The 13,456-nt window shown below is 60.6% G+C and carries 10 protein-coding genes; 4 read left to right on the top strand and 6 right to left on the bottom strand.

What is annotated here, in order from left to right; all coding sequences use genetic code 11:
- The first annotated feature begins 158 nt into the window (after window positions 1-158).
- Window positions 159-1,337: an acetate/propionate family kinase gene (locus tag DXB86_RS00050; RefSeq protein ID WP_117735754.1), complete on the top strand. Its 1,179-nt coding sequence runs from the start codon at window positions 159-161 to the stop codon at window positions 1,335-1,337.
- A 352-nt stretch (window positions 1,338-1,689) separates the two neighbouring features.
- Here the strand turns inward: DXB86_RS00050 and pta are convergent, their stop codons facing one another.
- Complete coding sequence (pta, locus tag DXB86_RS00045; RefSeq protein WP_006234296.1) at window positions 1,690-2,670, bottom strand: phosphate acetyltransferase; 981 nt, start codon at window positions 2,668-2,670, stop codon at window positions 1,690-1,692.
- Between the two features lie 231 nt (window positions 2,671-2,901).
- On the opposite strand from pta, the gene glf reads away from it, so the two are divergent.
- Window positions 2,902-4,104: a UDP-galactopyranose mutase gene (glf, locus tag DXB86_RS00040; protein ID WP_117735753.1), complete on the top strand. Its 1,203-nt coding sequence runs from the start codon at window positions 2,902-2,904 to the stop codon at window positions 4,102-4,104.
- Window positions 4,097-5,128: a glycosyltransferase family 2 protein gene (locus DXB86_RS00035; RefSeq protein ID WP_117735752.1), complete on the top strand. Its 1,032-nt coding sequence runs from the start codon at window positions 4,097-4,099 to the stop codon at window positions 5,126-5,128. The genes glf and DXB86_RS00035 overlap by 8 nt, the downstream gene beginning before the upstream one ends.
- A gap of 364 nt (window positions 5,129-5,492) precedes the next feature.
- Here the strand turns inward: DXB86_RS00035 and DXB86_RS00030 are convergent, their stop codons facing one another.
- From DXB86_RS00030 to ppk1, 5 genes are all read right to left on the bottom strand, one after another.
- Window positions 5,493-6,494, bottom strand: a complete 1,002-nt coding sequence (locus tag DXB86_RS00030) for a P1 family peptidase (RefSeq protein ID WP_117735751.1) — start codon at window positions 6,492-6,494, stop codon at window positions 5,493-5,495.
- Window positions 6,495-6,594: 100 nt separating this feature from the next.
- Window positions 6,595-7,176, bottom strand: coding sequence for a nucleoside triphosphate pyrophosphatase (locus tag DXB86_RS00025; protein ID WP_117564381.1), 582 nt, complete (start codon window positions 7,174-7,176; stop codon window positions 6,595-6,597).
- The gene (locus tag DXB86_RS00020) at window positions 7,173-7,715 is read right to left on the bottom strand and encodes a DJ-1 family glyoxalase III (protein WP_117735750.1); all 543 of its coding nucleotides are present in this window, start codon (window positions 7,713-7,715) and stop codon (window positions 7,173-7,175) included. The genes DXB86_RS00025 and DXB86_RS00020 overlap by 4 nt, the downstream gene beginning before the upstream one ends.
- A gap of 106 nt (window positions 7,716-7,821) precedes the next feature.
- Window positions 7,822-9,150: a 23S rRNA (uracil(1939)-C(5))-methyltransferase RlmD gene (gene rlmD / locus DXB86_RS00015; RefSeq protein WP_117735749.1), complete on the bottom strand. Its 1,329-nt coding sequence runs from the start codon at window positions 9,148-9,150 to the stop codon at window positions 7,822-7,824.
- Between the two features lie 98 nt (window positions 9,151-9,248).
- Window positions 9,249-11,657, bottom strand: a complete 2,409-nt coding sequence (gene ppk1, locus DXB86_RS00010; protein ID WP_117735748.1) for a polyphosphate kinase 1 — start codon at window positions 11,655-11,657, stop codon at window positions 9,249-9,251.
- Window positions 11,658-12,208: 551 nt separating this feature from the next.
- Here ppk1 and arcA point away from each other — a divergent pair.
- Window positions 12,209-13,450 (top strand): arginine deiminase, encoded by a 1,242-nt coding sequence (gene arcA, locus DXB86_RS00005; protein WP_117584235.1) that lies wholly within the window; start codon window positions 12,209-12,211, stop codon window positions 13,448-13,450.
- The last annotated feature ends 6 nt before the right edge of the window (window positions 13,451-13,456 follow it).

Here is a 13,456-nt window from a genome sequence, read left to right as displayed (position 1 = left end):
AGAGGGGAGGGGCTGGACGACCGAGCGCCGTTCGGCCCCTCTTTTGTGCTCGTTGGGCGAAGAGTTTAATAGATATTTATTGGATTCTGATAACTTCTTATTAAGTGTACGGCCACCTTATAGGTTTGCCGACCGTACTGTAATCACGAAGGAGTCTCATGAACGTACTTGTTGTCAACGCCGGCAGCTCGAGCCTTAAATATCAGCTTTTGGATACCGATACCCGCGAGGTTTTCGCCAAGGGCAACTGCGAGCGTATCGGCTCGGAGATGGGCATCTTTGGCCACTCCGAGAACGGTGGTGCCAAGCAGACCGAGGAGATTCCTTTTCCTGATCATCGCTGCGCCATTGCGCGCGTGCTCGAGGAGCTCGAGAAGACCGACTTTACGATCGATGGCATCGGCCACCGTATCGTTCAGGGTGGCTGGCACTTCGATGATTCCGCGGTCGTCGACGATGAGGTCATGGCTAAGATCCTTGAGGTGGCTCCGCTCGCCCCTCTGCACAATTACGGCGAGGCCGCGGCAATCGAATATTGCCGCGAGAAGTATCCGGAGTTGCCCAACGTGGCTGTCTTCGACACCTCGTTCCACATGACCATGCCCGAGGTCGCCTACACCTACGCCCTGCCCAAGGACGTGTGCGACAAGTACCACGTTCGCAAGTACGGTGCCCACGGCACGAGCCACCGCTATGAGTGGATGATGGCCAAGGAGATCCTGGGCTCGCGCTGCCACCGTCTGCTTTCGTGCCATCTGGGCAACGGTGCTTCGCTCGCCGCCATCGAGGACGGCGTGTGCCGCGACACCACGATGGGCCTCACGCCGCTCGACGGCCTGATGATGGGCACCCGTTGTGGTTCCATTGACCCGGCCACCGTGTGCTACCTGCAGCGCGAGGGCGGCTACAGCTACCAGGAAGTCGATGACATGATGAACAAGCAGTCCGGTCTGCTTGCCATCTCGGGCATCTCCAACGATGCCCGCGACATCCGTACGCGCGCTTCCGAGGGTGACGAGCGCTGCCTGCTCGCCTTCGATATGTTCGCCTACAAGGCCATGCAGCAGGCCGGCTCCATGATTGCCTCCATGGCGGGCGTGGACACCATTACCTTTACCGCCGGCATTGGCGAGAACGACTGGTCGATCCGCAAGGCTTTCTGCGACTGCTTCGAGTGGCTGGGCGTGCGCATCGACAACAACAAGAACCGCGAGGCCGTGGGTAACGGCCCGCAGGTCATCAGCGCCGCCGGCTCTTCCGTCACGGTCATGGTCATCCCCACCGACGAGGAATACATGATCGCCCACGACGTCGAGCGTCTGACCGCGAATAACTAGTGCGTTTGCTTGCGATTGAACGAAAGGCCTCCTGAGCAGCAGCTCAGGAGGCCTTTTTGCTAGCAGGCGGAAATTCCATTCCCAAAGTGATCATCACCAGTAACGCCTGCGCTCCCAGCAATGACACCCATCCATTCAGATCCTCAGCCCCAGCTCGTAGCCAAGCCGCCGTCCACTCCAGATGCTCTGAATGCTTCGTAGCAGTAGAAGGCCGTACGGGCTAACCCCTGAAAACATTCCGCAGACCAGAAACGCCCCCGTTCGTAGCTCCGAAGGAGCAGAACGGGGGCGTTTCATTGGTCGAGGACGTTTTCAGGGGTTAGCCCGTACGGCCTTCGGGCGAGTGCGTCCGCTACTCAGCCATCTGAGCCTGGACGGCGGTGATGGCTACGACACCCACGATGTCGTCGGCAGAGCAGCCGCGCGACAGGTCGTTGACCGGCTTGGCGATGCCCTGCAGAATGGGGCCGTAAGCGTCGGCGCCGGCGAAGCGCTGGACCAGCTTGTAGCCGATGTTGCCGGCCTCGAGGTCGGGGAACACGAGCACGTTGGCCTTACCGGCGACGGAGGAGCCGGGAGCCTTGAGCTGGGCGACGGTGGGGACGATAGCAGCATCGAGCTGCAGGTCGCCGTCGATGGCGAGCTCGGGTGCCTTCTCCTTGCAGAACTTCACGGCCTCCTGGACCTTCTTGGCGACCTCGCCACCGGCGGAGCCCATGGTGGAGTAGGAGAGCATGGCCACGTGCGGCTCAACATTGCCCATAAAGGTGGACCAGGAGTGGGCCGAGGCGATGGCGATCTCGGATAGCTCGTCGGAGGACGGGTTGATGTTGAGGCCGCAGTCGGCGAAGATCAGCGTACCGTCGGTGCCGAACTGCGGGGTGTCGGTGCACATCACGAAGAAGGCCGAGACCAGCTTGGTACCCGGGGCGGTCTTAAGGATCTGCAGCGCGGGGCGCAGGGTGTCGGCGGTGGAGTGGCAGGCGCCGGAGACCAGGCCGTCGGCGTCACCCATCTTGACCATCATGGTGCCAAAGTAGGTGGCGTCCATCACCTGGGCGCGAGCCTGCTCGATGGTGACGCCCTTCTTGGCGCGGAGCTCGGCAAACTTCTGCGCGTACTCCTCGTGCTTCTCGGCATTGCGCGGATCGATGACGGTGGCGCCGGGAACGTTGATCTCGTCGGGGTTGCCCAGGATGACGATTTTTGCCAGGCCCTCCTCGATGATCTTGGTGGCCGCGACGATGGTGCGCGGATCCTCGCCCTCGGGCAGGACGATCGTCTTAAGGTCGGCCTTGGCGGCGGACTTCATACGGTTAAGGAAATCGCTCATGTTACTCCTTACAAGCGTTTCACTAAGCTCCAGGCGCCCGGCTGTTCACGAATAAACCCGCTGCTAGCGGGTTTACCTTTCAAATTTGTACGCCGCGGTGCTTGAGCTTTCCTTGTGTGGCAAGCTCATTATAGGACGCATTAGCGCTATAATCGCTCTGATAAATATGTCTCGAAGAATGTTCGAGAAAAGCCCAGCTAACGAGCCCGTGGCTTTTGACAAGGAGTATCGATGCAGATTACCTCAGGCCTGCCTGAAGGCTTTAACGCCGGCGCGTACGACATGATTGTCGTCGGTGCTGGATATGCCGGTGCCGTTTGCGCCCGCCGTCTTGCCGAGACCATCGGCTATCGTGTTGCCGTTTTGGAGCGCCGTAGCCACATTGCGGGCAATGCCTATGACTGCACTGACGAGGCCGGAATCCTGATCCACGAGTACGGTCCGCATATCTATCACACCTTTAACGAGCGCGTGCACAATTTCCTGTCGCGCTTTACCAAGTGGACGGATTATCAGCACAAGGTGCTCGCCAACATCAACGGCACCCTTATGCCCGTGCCCTTCAACCACGCGAGTCTCAAGCTCGCCTTTGGTGACGAGCGCGGCGAGGAGCTGTATCAGAAGCTCGTGGAGACCTTTGGCAAGGATGTCAAGGTGCCCATTATGGAGCTGCGTAAGAAGAACGACCCCGACTTGGCCGAGGTCGCTGATTACGTCTACGAGAACGTCTTTTTGCATTACACCATGAAGCAGTGGGGCCAGACGCCCGACCAGATCGATCCCTCGATCACCGGTCGCGTTCCCGTCTTTGTGGGCGACGATGACCGCTATTTCCCGCAGGCTCCCTTCCAGGGTATGCCGCAGGACGGCTACACGGCGCTGTTCGAGCATATGCTCGACCACGACCTGATCGACGTGTTCTGCGACGTGGACGCCCGCGATCTCTTTGAGATCGACGAGACCACCGTCAAGATCGGCGGCAAGGTCTACGGCGGCGAGATCGTCTATACCGGTCCGCTCGATGAGCTGTTCGACCTTGACCTGGGCGCTCTTCCGTACCGCACGCTCGATATGAAGTTCGAGACGCTTGATATGGACCAGTTCCAGCCCGTGGGCACCGTCAACTACACCACGAGCGAGGACTACACGCGTATCACCGAGTTCAAGAACATGACCGGTCAGGTTTTGCCCGGCAAGACCACCATCATGAAGGAGTACTCCAAGGCCTATACGCCCGGCTCGGGCGAGACGCCGTATTACGCCATTCTTGAGCCCGAGAACCGTGAGCTCTATGAGCGCTATCTTGAGCGCGTCCAGAACCTGACAAACTTCCACCCGGTGGGTCGTCTGGCCGAGTATCGTTACTACGATATGGATGCCGTGACCAATTCCGCCCTCGATCTTTCGGATGAGATTATCGCCTGCCATGCATAAAGTCATAACATTCGGTATTCCCTCGTATAACGCCGCTAAGGACATGGACCATTGCATTACCTCCATCTTGGAGGGGAGCAATTATGCCACCGATATCGAGATTATCGTGGTGGACGACGGCTCCAAGGATGAGACGGCCGCCAAGGCCGACGAGTGGGAGGCCCGTTATCCTGGAATCATCCGCGCGGTGCACCAGGAGAATGGCGGCCACGGTATTGCCGTCCTTTCGGGTCTGCGCGAGGCGCAGGGCACCTACTACAAGGTTGTCGACTCGGACGACTGGCTTGACGGCGCTGCCCTTTCGACCATGCTGTCGATTCTGCGCGGCTTTGAAGAGCGTGACCAGCGCGTTGACCTGTTTATCTCGAACTACGTGTACGAGAAGGTTTACGAGGGTACGCATACGGCTATTGGTTACAAGTTTGCCCTGCCTCGAAAAAAGATCTTTACCTGGGACCAGATCGGCCATTTCCGCCTGGACCAGAATCTGCTCATGCACAGCCTGTGCTATCGCACGGATGCGCTGCGCGAGTCCAACCTTCCCATGCCGCCGCACACGTTCTATGTGGACAACATCTACGCCTACGTGCCGCTGCCGCGTTGCAAGACCATGTACTACGCCGACATCGACCTCTATCGCTACTTTATCGGTCGCGAGGGCCAGAGTGTCAACGAGGCCACGATGGTCAAGCGTCTGGACCAGCAGTTCCGTGTTACGCGTATCATGATGGAGTCGTACCACCTGTACAGCGATGTCGAGTCGTCGCGTCTGCGTTCGTACATGATGGGCTACTTCACCATGATGATGGCGATCTGCTCGGTGCTCACCAAGCTTTCCGACGAGGATTGTGCCGATGAGCGTCTGAAGACGCTGTGGAATGATTTGAAGGCCTATGACGAGCGTATGTATCGTCGTGCACGTTACGGTGTGGTCGGCTTCTTCACTAACCTCCGCGGTCGTGCCGGAGACAAAACCACACTCGGCCTATACCGTCTTGCCTCAAAGATCTTCAAATTCAACTAGTACAGAAACGCTCGGGTAACGGGGACCCCTGGTCCTTAACTTGCTACTTCGGACAGTCCTGCGCAAGACGGAGGCGCCACTGGCGCCTCCTTTGCGTGCGGAACTCGTATCAAGTTAAGGACCAGGGGTCCTCTGCTATGTCTCGCTTTATGTCAGACAGCTGAATTTGAAGATCTTGGACGCGCGGTACACAGGGGCCTGGGCTGAAAAAGATCTGGTTGAGCAGGTTGCCCGGTGGGGCTTGGTTGTGTTTGTCGCGAGTTCCGCATGCAAAGAAGGCCACTTAATGTGGCCTTCGTCTTGCATAGGACTGTAGAGCAGCAAACGTAATGCCCGCCCGCCTCCGACCGACGGACGAGTGAGATTACCTCGCGGCGCCGGGGATGCCGTGGGAGGTTTTGGCGGTTTTGGCTCCGTTTACGATGGCGGTTTGCAAAGCCCTTACGGCGAGCATGCCCAGCAGGTCTAGGGGAACGAAGGCGCTTGCCTGGGCGCCCAGTTTGCCGCTGGCGAGGGTGTAGATGGTGTCGCCGTCGTTGGTGGTGTGCGTGGGACGGATGGCGTGTGCGTAGGCGTCTGCGGCCATCTGGGAGACCTTGGTGGCTTGTGCCTTAGTGAGTTCCACGTTGGTGACGATGCAGCTGATGGTGGTGTTGGTGCGGTCGAGCGGCATCTGCATGGATCCGGCGGCGGCAAAGGCTGCGAGTTCCATATCGACGATTTGGTCGCTATCGGCTGAGGCGCGCATGCCGGCGACCCACTCGCCGGTGAGGGGGTCGACAACGTTGCCGCAGGCGTTGACCGAGACCACGGCGCCCACCTTGATGGGGCCGAGCGCCACGGCGGCAGCGCCAAGGCCGGCCTTCATGCAGGTGGCGGGGCCCATGAGCTTACCCACGGTAGCGCCCGTGCCGGCGCCTACGTTGCCCTGTTCGAGCTTGGTGGGGGTGTGGTCGAGCGCCTCGCGCACGGCGGCGATGCCGGCCTCAATGTCGGGGCGAACGGTGGGGTCGCCAAAGGCAAGGTCGAAGATACAGCTGGAGCACACGATGGGCACCTGCGTGGGGCCGACGGGCAGACCAATGCCGCGGCTCTCGAGTTCGCGGGCCACGCCGCTTGCAGCCTCGAGGCCAAAGGCCGATCCGCCCGAAAGGCAGACGGCGTGGACCTTATCGACGGTGTTTTCGGGACGCAACAGGTCGGTCTCACGCGAAGCGGGGGCGCCACCACGTACGTCAACGCCACCGGTGGCACCCTCGGGCGCCACGATTACGGTGCAGCCGGTGCCAGCCTCCTCGTCCGTATAGTTGCCAAAGCAAAAGCCATCGACATTGCAAACATCGATGGCTTCGAGCAGTGTGTCCATGTGTTCTCCTATCGGTTTTCCGCCGGGCCTTATGCCCAGTCGGGATCCGTATGGTACGGCAAAATTGTAGGCGCTGGGGGATACCCAGCGCCAGATGCAATTACGAGAGTTTTTGGATCGCGCGTGCGACGCGAGCGATGGGCAAGCCCACCACGTTGTAGAAGTCACCCGAAATATCGTGCACAAGCATGCGGCCGCCTGTGCCTTGGATGCCGTAGGCCCCGGCCTTGTCCATGGGTTCGCCGGAGGCAACATAGCGCTCGATCTGCTCTTCGGTAAGCTCATAGAACGTCACGTCGGTCACATCGACAAACGACAGGCTCTCGGCGGCATGCGGAGCTGTAGCGTCGCCGGCTTTAACGATGCAGACGCCGGTTGCGACCTGGTGCGTGCGGCCCGAAAGCTCGCGGAGCATGGTGCGCGCCTCGTCCCCGTCTGCCGGCTTGCCCAAAATTTGGCCGTCAAAGGTGACAATAGTATCGGCCGCGACGGTCAGTTCGTTGGGCTCGGCATGCTCGGCGGCAACGGCGGCGGCTTTGGCACGCGCCAAGCGCTCGACGAGTGTAAGCGGAGCTTCGCCATCAAAAGGCGTTTCGTCGATATCTGCGGGAATCACGCGAATGTCATAGCCCGCCTCGCGCATCAACTCGATGCGGCGCGGTGATTGCGAAGCCAAAATCATAGCTGAATGCCCTCGGCGACCTTCTCGACGGCCTTGTCGCCGGCGAGCGTGCGCAGCAGCTCAAGCGCAAAGGGGAGCGACTGGGCCATGCCGCTGGCGGTGATGATGTTGCCGTCTTGCGTAACCTTCTCGCCGGTATAGGCGCCTTCGGGGAAGCTTTTCTCAAAGCCAGGGAAGCACGTGGCGTGGCGCCCCTCGAGCAGGTCGAGCTCACCCAGGATAAACGGGGCGGCGCAGATGGCGGCGACGTGTTTGGCGGCGGCGAACTCGCAGACCACGTCGCAGACGCGCTGGTCGGCACGCAGGTTGGTGGCGCCGGGCAGGCCGCCAGGTAGCACGACGCAGTCGTACTCGTCAAAGTTGATCTCGTCAAAGAGCGCATCGCAGGTCACGGGAATCTGCAGCGAGCTTACGACCTCGCGCGTGGGCATGATCGAGACAAGCGTGGCGCGCACGCCGCCGCGACGCATGACATCGACCATGGTCAGGCATTCAATAGTTTCAAAGCCATCGGCGGCGAGAACGGCAACGCTGGGCATGAGGGTTCCTTTCATAGACGGCATACAATTAGCCGTCTTATACCCCGAAGACCTCCGCTTGCCACGCTCGATTTCCCAATGATTTTTCTGAGCAATGATTAAGTGGCTAGTTGCGCTTGAGGTGGACGACGGTTTCGCAGTGGAAGGTTTGCGGGAACAGGTCAACTGGCGTGATCTTTACGGGGGAGAAGGTGCCTTCTTCGACAAAGCGTTTGAGATCGCGCGCCAGGGTGGCCGGGTCGCAGCTCACGTAGGCGATATCGCGGGCACTCGTGCTGGCGATAAGGTCGATCGCCTCGGGGGCGAGGCCTGCACGCGGCGGGTCGACCACCAGGACATCGGCGTCCTGATCGGGGAACTCGCGCACCGCGTCGCCGCCGATGACGTCGACGTTATCGAGTTTGTTGATCTCTAGGTTACGGCGCAGGTCGCGCACGGCTGGGCCGTAGGCCTCGACGGCGGCAACAAAGTCGCAGCGGCGGGCGAGCGGCAGGGTGAAGGTTCCAGCTCCGCAATACAGGTCCACGGCAAGTTCGTCTTCCTGCGGGTCGAGCGCCTCCATGACAAGCTCGATCAAAATCTCGGCACCCTTTGTGTTGACCTGGAAAAACGACGGGGCCGAAAGGCGCATCTGGCCGTCGGCGATGTTCTCGGTCCAGGAGCCCTCGCCGGCGAGCATCTCAACCTTGGAGACGCGGCGGGCCTTCTTTTCACCCTTGCTCATAACGCGCACTATGCTCGTGGGGTGTGCGGCGTCTGCCAGCACGCGCGAGACTTGCGAGCGCGGAAACGACCCCGTGGGCGTCCAGAGTGCGACCTCGAGTGCCTTGGTGCGGCGCGATGCGCGAATGCCCACGCGTTCGAGCCCCAAGTCATGGCTGCCGCTTAGATAGTTGAGTGCGCCGACGACTGATTTGAGCGCCTTCGGGAAGCGCTTATCGAACAGAGGACACGTATCAACAGTCACGATTTTGCTGGGGTCGACACCGTGCATGCCCAGGCGCACACGACCGTTGACGACGGTCGGTTCGAGCTCAATTTTATTGCGGTAGCCCCAATCGTCCTTGGTGTGGCGGATGGGCTGCACCAGCTCGTCGACTTGCTCAGGGGTGAACTTGCCGATGCGCTCGAGCGTGGAGCGCAGGTTTTGCTCCTTGGCGGCAAGCTGAGCGGTGCGTGAGAGGTTGCCCCACGAGCAGCCACCGCAGATGCCCACGAAGGGGCAGGGAGGCTGAATTCGATCGGGGCTCGGCTCCAGAATCTCGGTGGCGCGGGCGCGCATAAACGATTTGCCGTCCTGCACGATCTCGGCCTCGACGGTGTCGCCTGCCACGGCGCCCTGCACAAAGACGGCCTTGCCGTTGTCGGCGTGCGCCAGCCCGTCGGCGCCGTAGGTCATCGATTCTATATTGAGCTTCATATCCCTGCCTGTCATTCGCGTTGTTATTCGCACCATGGTAGCAGGGAAAAGCGCCCCGCATCCGAGGCTTTCCTCAAATGCGGGGCGCTTCTACAAACTGCTTCTACAAACGACTATTTCGTCTTACCGGTAATGAGCGTCTTAAGACCCAGGCCGATCAGGCCCAAGCCCATGCGCACGCGGCCGGGGCGATGGCGCTCGATGGCCTTGGTCTTGCCGGCGGGCTTATCGCGACAGGCGCTCGTCTCGGGTGCGGGCTTAGCTGCCTGCGGCTCGGGCTGAGGTGCAGGTGCGGGCTCGGGCTCAATGACGGTCGCCTGGACCTTCTGAACCTCGGGTGTGGCCGGCTGCGGCTTAGGAGCAGGGGCGGGCTTTGCCTCAATGACGGGCTCGGGCGCGGCCTCGGCGTTGCGGTAGGCACGCTCCAGCAGGGCTTCCTGCGAGTTGAAGGGTTTCTCACCCTCTGCGCGCTCCACGGGGACCCAGGTGCCGTCGCTCGTGAGGCTGCGGGCCTTCACGTTGTCGTGCAGCTGCATGCCCATGTACTCGTGCACCAGGGCGCGGCAGGTGGGGTCGAGCACGGGGAAGGCGATCTCCACGCGGTGCTCGGTGTTGCGCGTCATCATGTCGGCCGAGCTCAGGTAGATCATGTCCGAGTCCACGCCAAAGGCGTAAACGCGCGCATGCTCCAAAAAGCGTCCGACGATAGAACGGACATGCACGTTTTCGGTCTTGCCAGGAACGCCCGGCTTGAGGCACGAGATGCCGCGGATGATCATGTCCACGCGGACTCCTGCGCACGATGCCTCGGCGATCTTGTCGATGACCTCGCGGTCGGTGAGCGAGTTGAGTTTAAAGAACACGCGGGCGGGCTCGCCAGCGAGAGCGCGCTGAATCTCGCGATCCAGACCGCGCATGATGAGCGGCTTGAGGCCTACGGGCGCCACACCCAGGAAGCGGTAATCGCCGCGCAGATTGCCCAGCGACAGGTTGCGGAAGAACAGGTTGGCGTCCTCGCCGATGCCGGGGTGGGCGGTCATGAGCATAAAGTCGCTGTAGAGTTTGGCCGTCTTCTCGTTAAAGTTGCCGGTGCCCAGCAGCGTCAGGCGTGTGAGCGCCATGCCCTCGCGATAGGTGAGCTGGCAGATCTTGGAGTGGCACTTAAAGCCCTCGGAGCCGTAGATGACGGTGCAGCCGGCCTCTTCCAGGCGCTCGGCCCACTCGATGTTGTTCTGCTCGTCAAAGCGCGCGCGGAGCTCCATGAGCACCGTGACCTCTTTGCCGTTCTCGGCGGCATCGATCAGTGACTCGCACAGGCGGCTCTGCTTGGCCACGCGGTAGAGCGTGATGCGCAGTGAGATGCACTCGGGGTCGTAGGCGGCCTCGTGCACCAGATCCAGGAAGGGGTTCATGGCCTCATAGGGATAAAAGAGCAGCTTGTCGTGCTGAAGTACCTGCTCGCGGATGGAGCGGGTCATATCGATGGTGGGGTTGGGCTGCGGCTTAAACGGCGTAAAGAGCAGCTCGTTGCGCAGGTGCTCGGGAATCTTGCTCTCAATGCCAAAGACGTAGCCCAGGTCGAGCGGGATATCGCAGGTAAAGACAGAGCGGCGCGAAAGCTCGAGCGCCTTGCGGATGGTCTTGAGCGTCGCCTTCTCGAGCGACCCCGAGACCGCGAGCACTACCGGCTGCAGACGTAGGCGCTTCTTGAGGATGCGCTTCATGTGCTGGCGGTAGTCCTCTTCCTCCTCGACGCCCTCGCCGTCCGGGTCGATGTCGGCGTTGCGGGTGACGCGGATGAGCGCGCGGTCGAGCGGCTTATAGGAGCCAAAGCAGCTGTCCAGGCAGGCGAGGATGACGTCCTCGAGCAAGATGTAGGAGTAGGTGCCGGTGGGCGAGGGGATCTCGACCACGCGGTTCATCGAGGTGGGAATCTCGATAAGGCCCAGCAGACTCTCCTCGTCGGTGACGCCGTCCAGGCCGCAGGCCAGGTAGAGTGCGCCGTTGCGCAGGTTAGGGAAGGGGTGGCGCGGGTCAATCACCAGCGGTGAGATGACCGGCGACACGTAGGCCTGGAAGTAACGGGTTACAAAGGTGCGCTCCTCGGGCGTAAGCGAATCGATGCGGGCGCGGTGAACGCCCAGGGTGTCGAGCTTGCCCTCGATGCTCTTAAAGATGGACTCCCATCGGGTAAGGAGCCCGGGCATTTCGGCCATGACAGCATCGACCTGTTCGGAGGCGGTCATATTGCTCTTGTTGTCGACAGGCTGTTTTTTGAGCTCTGCCAGATCGGACAGGCCGCCCACGCGCACCATGAGAAACTCATCGAGGTTAGACTCGAAAATCGACACGAACTTTAGCCGCTCGAACAGCGGAACGGTCTCGTCGAAGGCTTCGTCAAGCACACGGTTGTCAAAGCGCAGCCAGCTGAGCTCTCGGTTCTGCGTGTACGAGAGGTCGCGCGGCGGCTTACGCAGCTTTGCAGCGGCTTGCTTTTTTTCGATTTTGCTCGGCATATGCATCTGTCCGTTCAGTCCCCGTGGGGGACGGTTGCCTAACACTATTCACTATTGTCTCAATTTAGTCGACCTATGGCACGGACGTATCGCGTGAACGGTATCTTTACCTACTTCTTACGCTGACAAGCCATAGAGCTGACGCCCTTCGCGTTGTGAAAAACGGTCTATATCCTCACTCAACTGGTGAGTATGTGTGAATAAGAATGATAGGTAGCTGAATATCATCGAATACAGACAGAAACACGAACAAGCGTCATTTATATACATAAAACCGTTTTAGATATGCAATTCTTAATCGAAAGATTGGAGTTGTAATTGCGAATGATTTTTAAGAAAAAAGAGCATTTACCTTAGAAAAGCTACTTTAGAACGCCGAAGTGCATTATGGGGGAATCATATTCGATATACCGTTCATCGAACTTTGTTGACCGTTCGGGGGCGAGGTGGAATTGCGGGTGATATTTGGATATAACTAGAGCTGTCAGCAAGCAGCACCCGTTACGGAAGGGTGCTGAGAGATTCGGCCGAAAGGCCCGAAAGAAAGGTAGGAGGCCATGACGAAAGGTCTGCACGTGCCTTCCGAGATCGGCAAGCTCAGGAAGGTCTGCCTGCACCGTCCCGGCGACGAGCTCCTCAACCTGCCGCCCGACGAGCTCGAGCGACTCCTGTTCGACGACGTCCCGTTCCTGGAGGTCGCGCAGCAGGAGCACGACACCTTCGCCCAGATCCTTAAGGACCAGGGCGTGGAGGTGCTCTACCTCGAGAACCTCGTCGCAGAGGTGTTCGACCAGGTCCCCGGCGCCCGCGCCGAGTTCACCGACCAGTACATCGCCGAGGCAGGCATCCGCGGCCAGCAGATGCCGCAGATCGTCCGCGAGAAGCTGGACTCCATCGAGGACAACCTCGAGTTCGTCAAGAAGACCATGGCCGGCATGACCAAGGCCGAGATCGACATGCCCCTCACGGCGTCCACGACCCTCGACTCCCTGGTCAACTCCGAGTCCGAGTCCGACCTGATCATCGACCCGATGCCCAACCTCTACTTCACCCGCGACCCGTTCGCGGTCGTCGGCGAGGGCGTCAACCTCAACCGCATGTACTCGGTCACCCGCAACCGCGAGACCCTGTACGGCAAGTACGTCTTCAAGTACCACCCCGACTACAAGGACGTCTCCCTGTACTTCCGCCGCGACTGCCAGTTCCACACCGAGGGCGGCGACGTGCTGAACATCAACGAGAAGACCCTCGCCGTCGGCATCTCCCAGCGCACCCAGGCCGCCGCGATCGATGTCATGGCCCAGAACATCTTCTGGAACTCCGACTCCAAGGTCGAGCGCATCCTGGCCTTCGACATCCCGGTCTCCCGCGCCTTCATGCACCTCGACACGGTCTTCACCCAGATCGACGTCGATAAGTTCACGATCCACCCCGCCATCATGGGCACCCTGCGCGTCTACGAGCTGACCGCCGGCAAGAACCCGGGCGACGTGAACATCCGCCTGATCGAGGACACCCTCGAGCACGTCCTGGAGGACGCCACCGGCGTCGACCAGGTCAAGCTGATCCCCTGCGGCGGCGGCGACCCGATCGCGGCCTCCCGCGAGCAGTGGAACGACGGCTCCAACACCCTGTGCGTCGAGCCCGGCAAGATCTGCGTCTACGCCCGCAACACCGTCACCAACGACGTGCTGTACAAGGAGGGCCTGGACCTTCTCGTCGTGCCCTCCGCCGAGCTCTCCCGCGGCCGCGGCGGCCCGCGCTGCATGAGCATGCCCTTCTGGCGCGAGGACCTCTAAGGTTTT

Origin of the sequence: Collinsella sp. OM06-18AC (assembly GCF_003438785.1) — a bacterium.
Lineage (GTDB): Bacteria > Actinomycetota > Coriobacteriia > Coriobacteriales > Coriobacteriaceae > Collinsella.
The sequence above is the reverse complement of the archived record's forward strand: the minus strand, read 5'-3'. Positions and strand labels throughout refer to the sequence as shown.

Excerpts from the sequence above, each read along its gene's own strand:
- DXB86_RS00020 (WP_117735750.1), bottom strand. The coding sequence starts at position 7,715 with ATGCCCAGCGTTGCCGTTCTCGCCGCCGATGGCTTTGAAACTATTGAA.
- DXB86_RS00025 (WP_117564381.1), bottom strand. The coding sequence starts at position 7,176 with ATGATTTTGGCTTCGCAATCACCGCGCCGCATCGAGTTGATGCGCGAG.
- glf (WP_117735753.1), top strand. The coding sequence starts at position 2,902 with ATGCAGATTACCTCAGGCCTGCCTGAAGGCTTTAACGCCGGCGCGTAC.
- DXB86_RS00050 (WP_117735754.1), top strand. The coding sequence starts at position 159 with ATGAACGTACTTGTTGTCAACGCCGGCAGCTCGAGCCTTAAATATCAG.
- ppk1 (WP_117735748.1), bottom strand. The coding sequence starts at position 11,657 with ATGCATATGCCGAGCAAAATCGAAAAAAAGCAAGCCGCTGCAAAGCTG.
- DXB86_RS00030 (WP_117735751.1), bottom strand. The coding sequence starts at position 6,494 with ATGGACACACTGCTCGAAGCCATCGATGTTTGCAATGTCGATGGCTTT.
- arcA (WP_117584235.1), top strand. The coding sequence starts at position 12,209 with ATGACGAAAGGTCTGCACGTGCCTTCCGAGATCGGCAAGCTCAGGAAG.
- DXB86_RS00035 (WP_117735752.1), top strand. The coding sequence starts at position 4,097 with ATGCATAAAGTCATAACATTCGGTATTCCCTCGTATAACGCCGCTAAG.
- pta (WP_006234296.1), bottom strand. The coding sequence starts at position 2,670 with ATGAGCGATTTCCTTAACCGTATGAAGTCCGCCGCCAAGGCCGACCTT.
- rlmD (WP_117735749.1), bottom strand. The coding sequence starts at position 9,150 with ATGACAGGCAGGGATATGAAGCTCAATATAGAATCGATGACCTACGGC.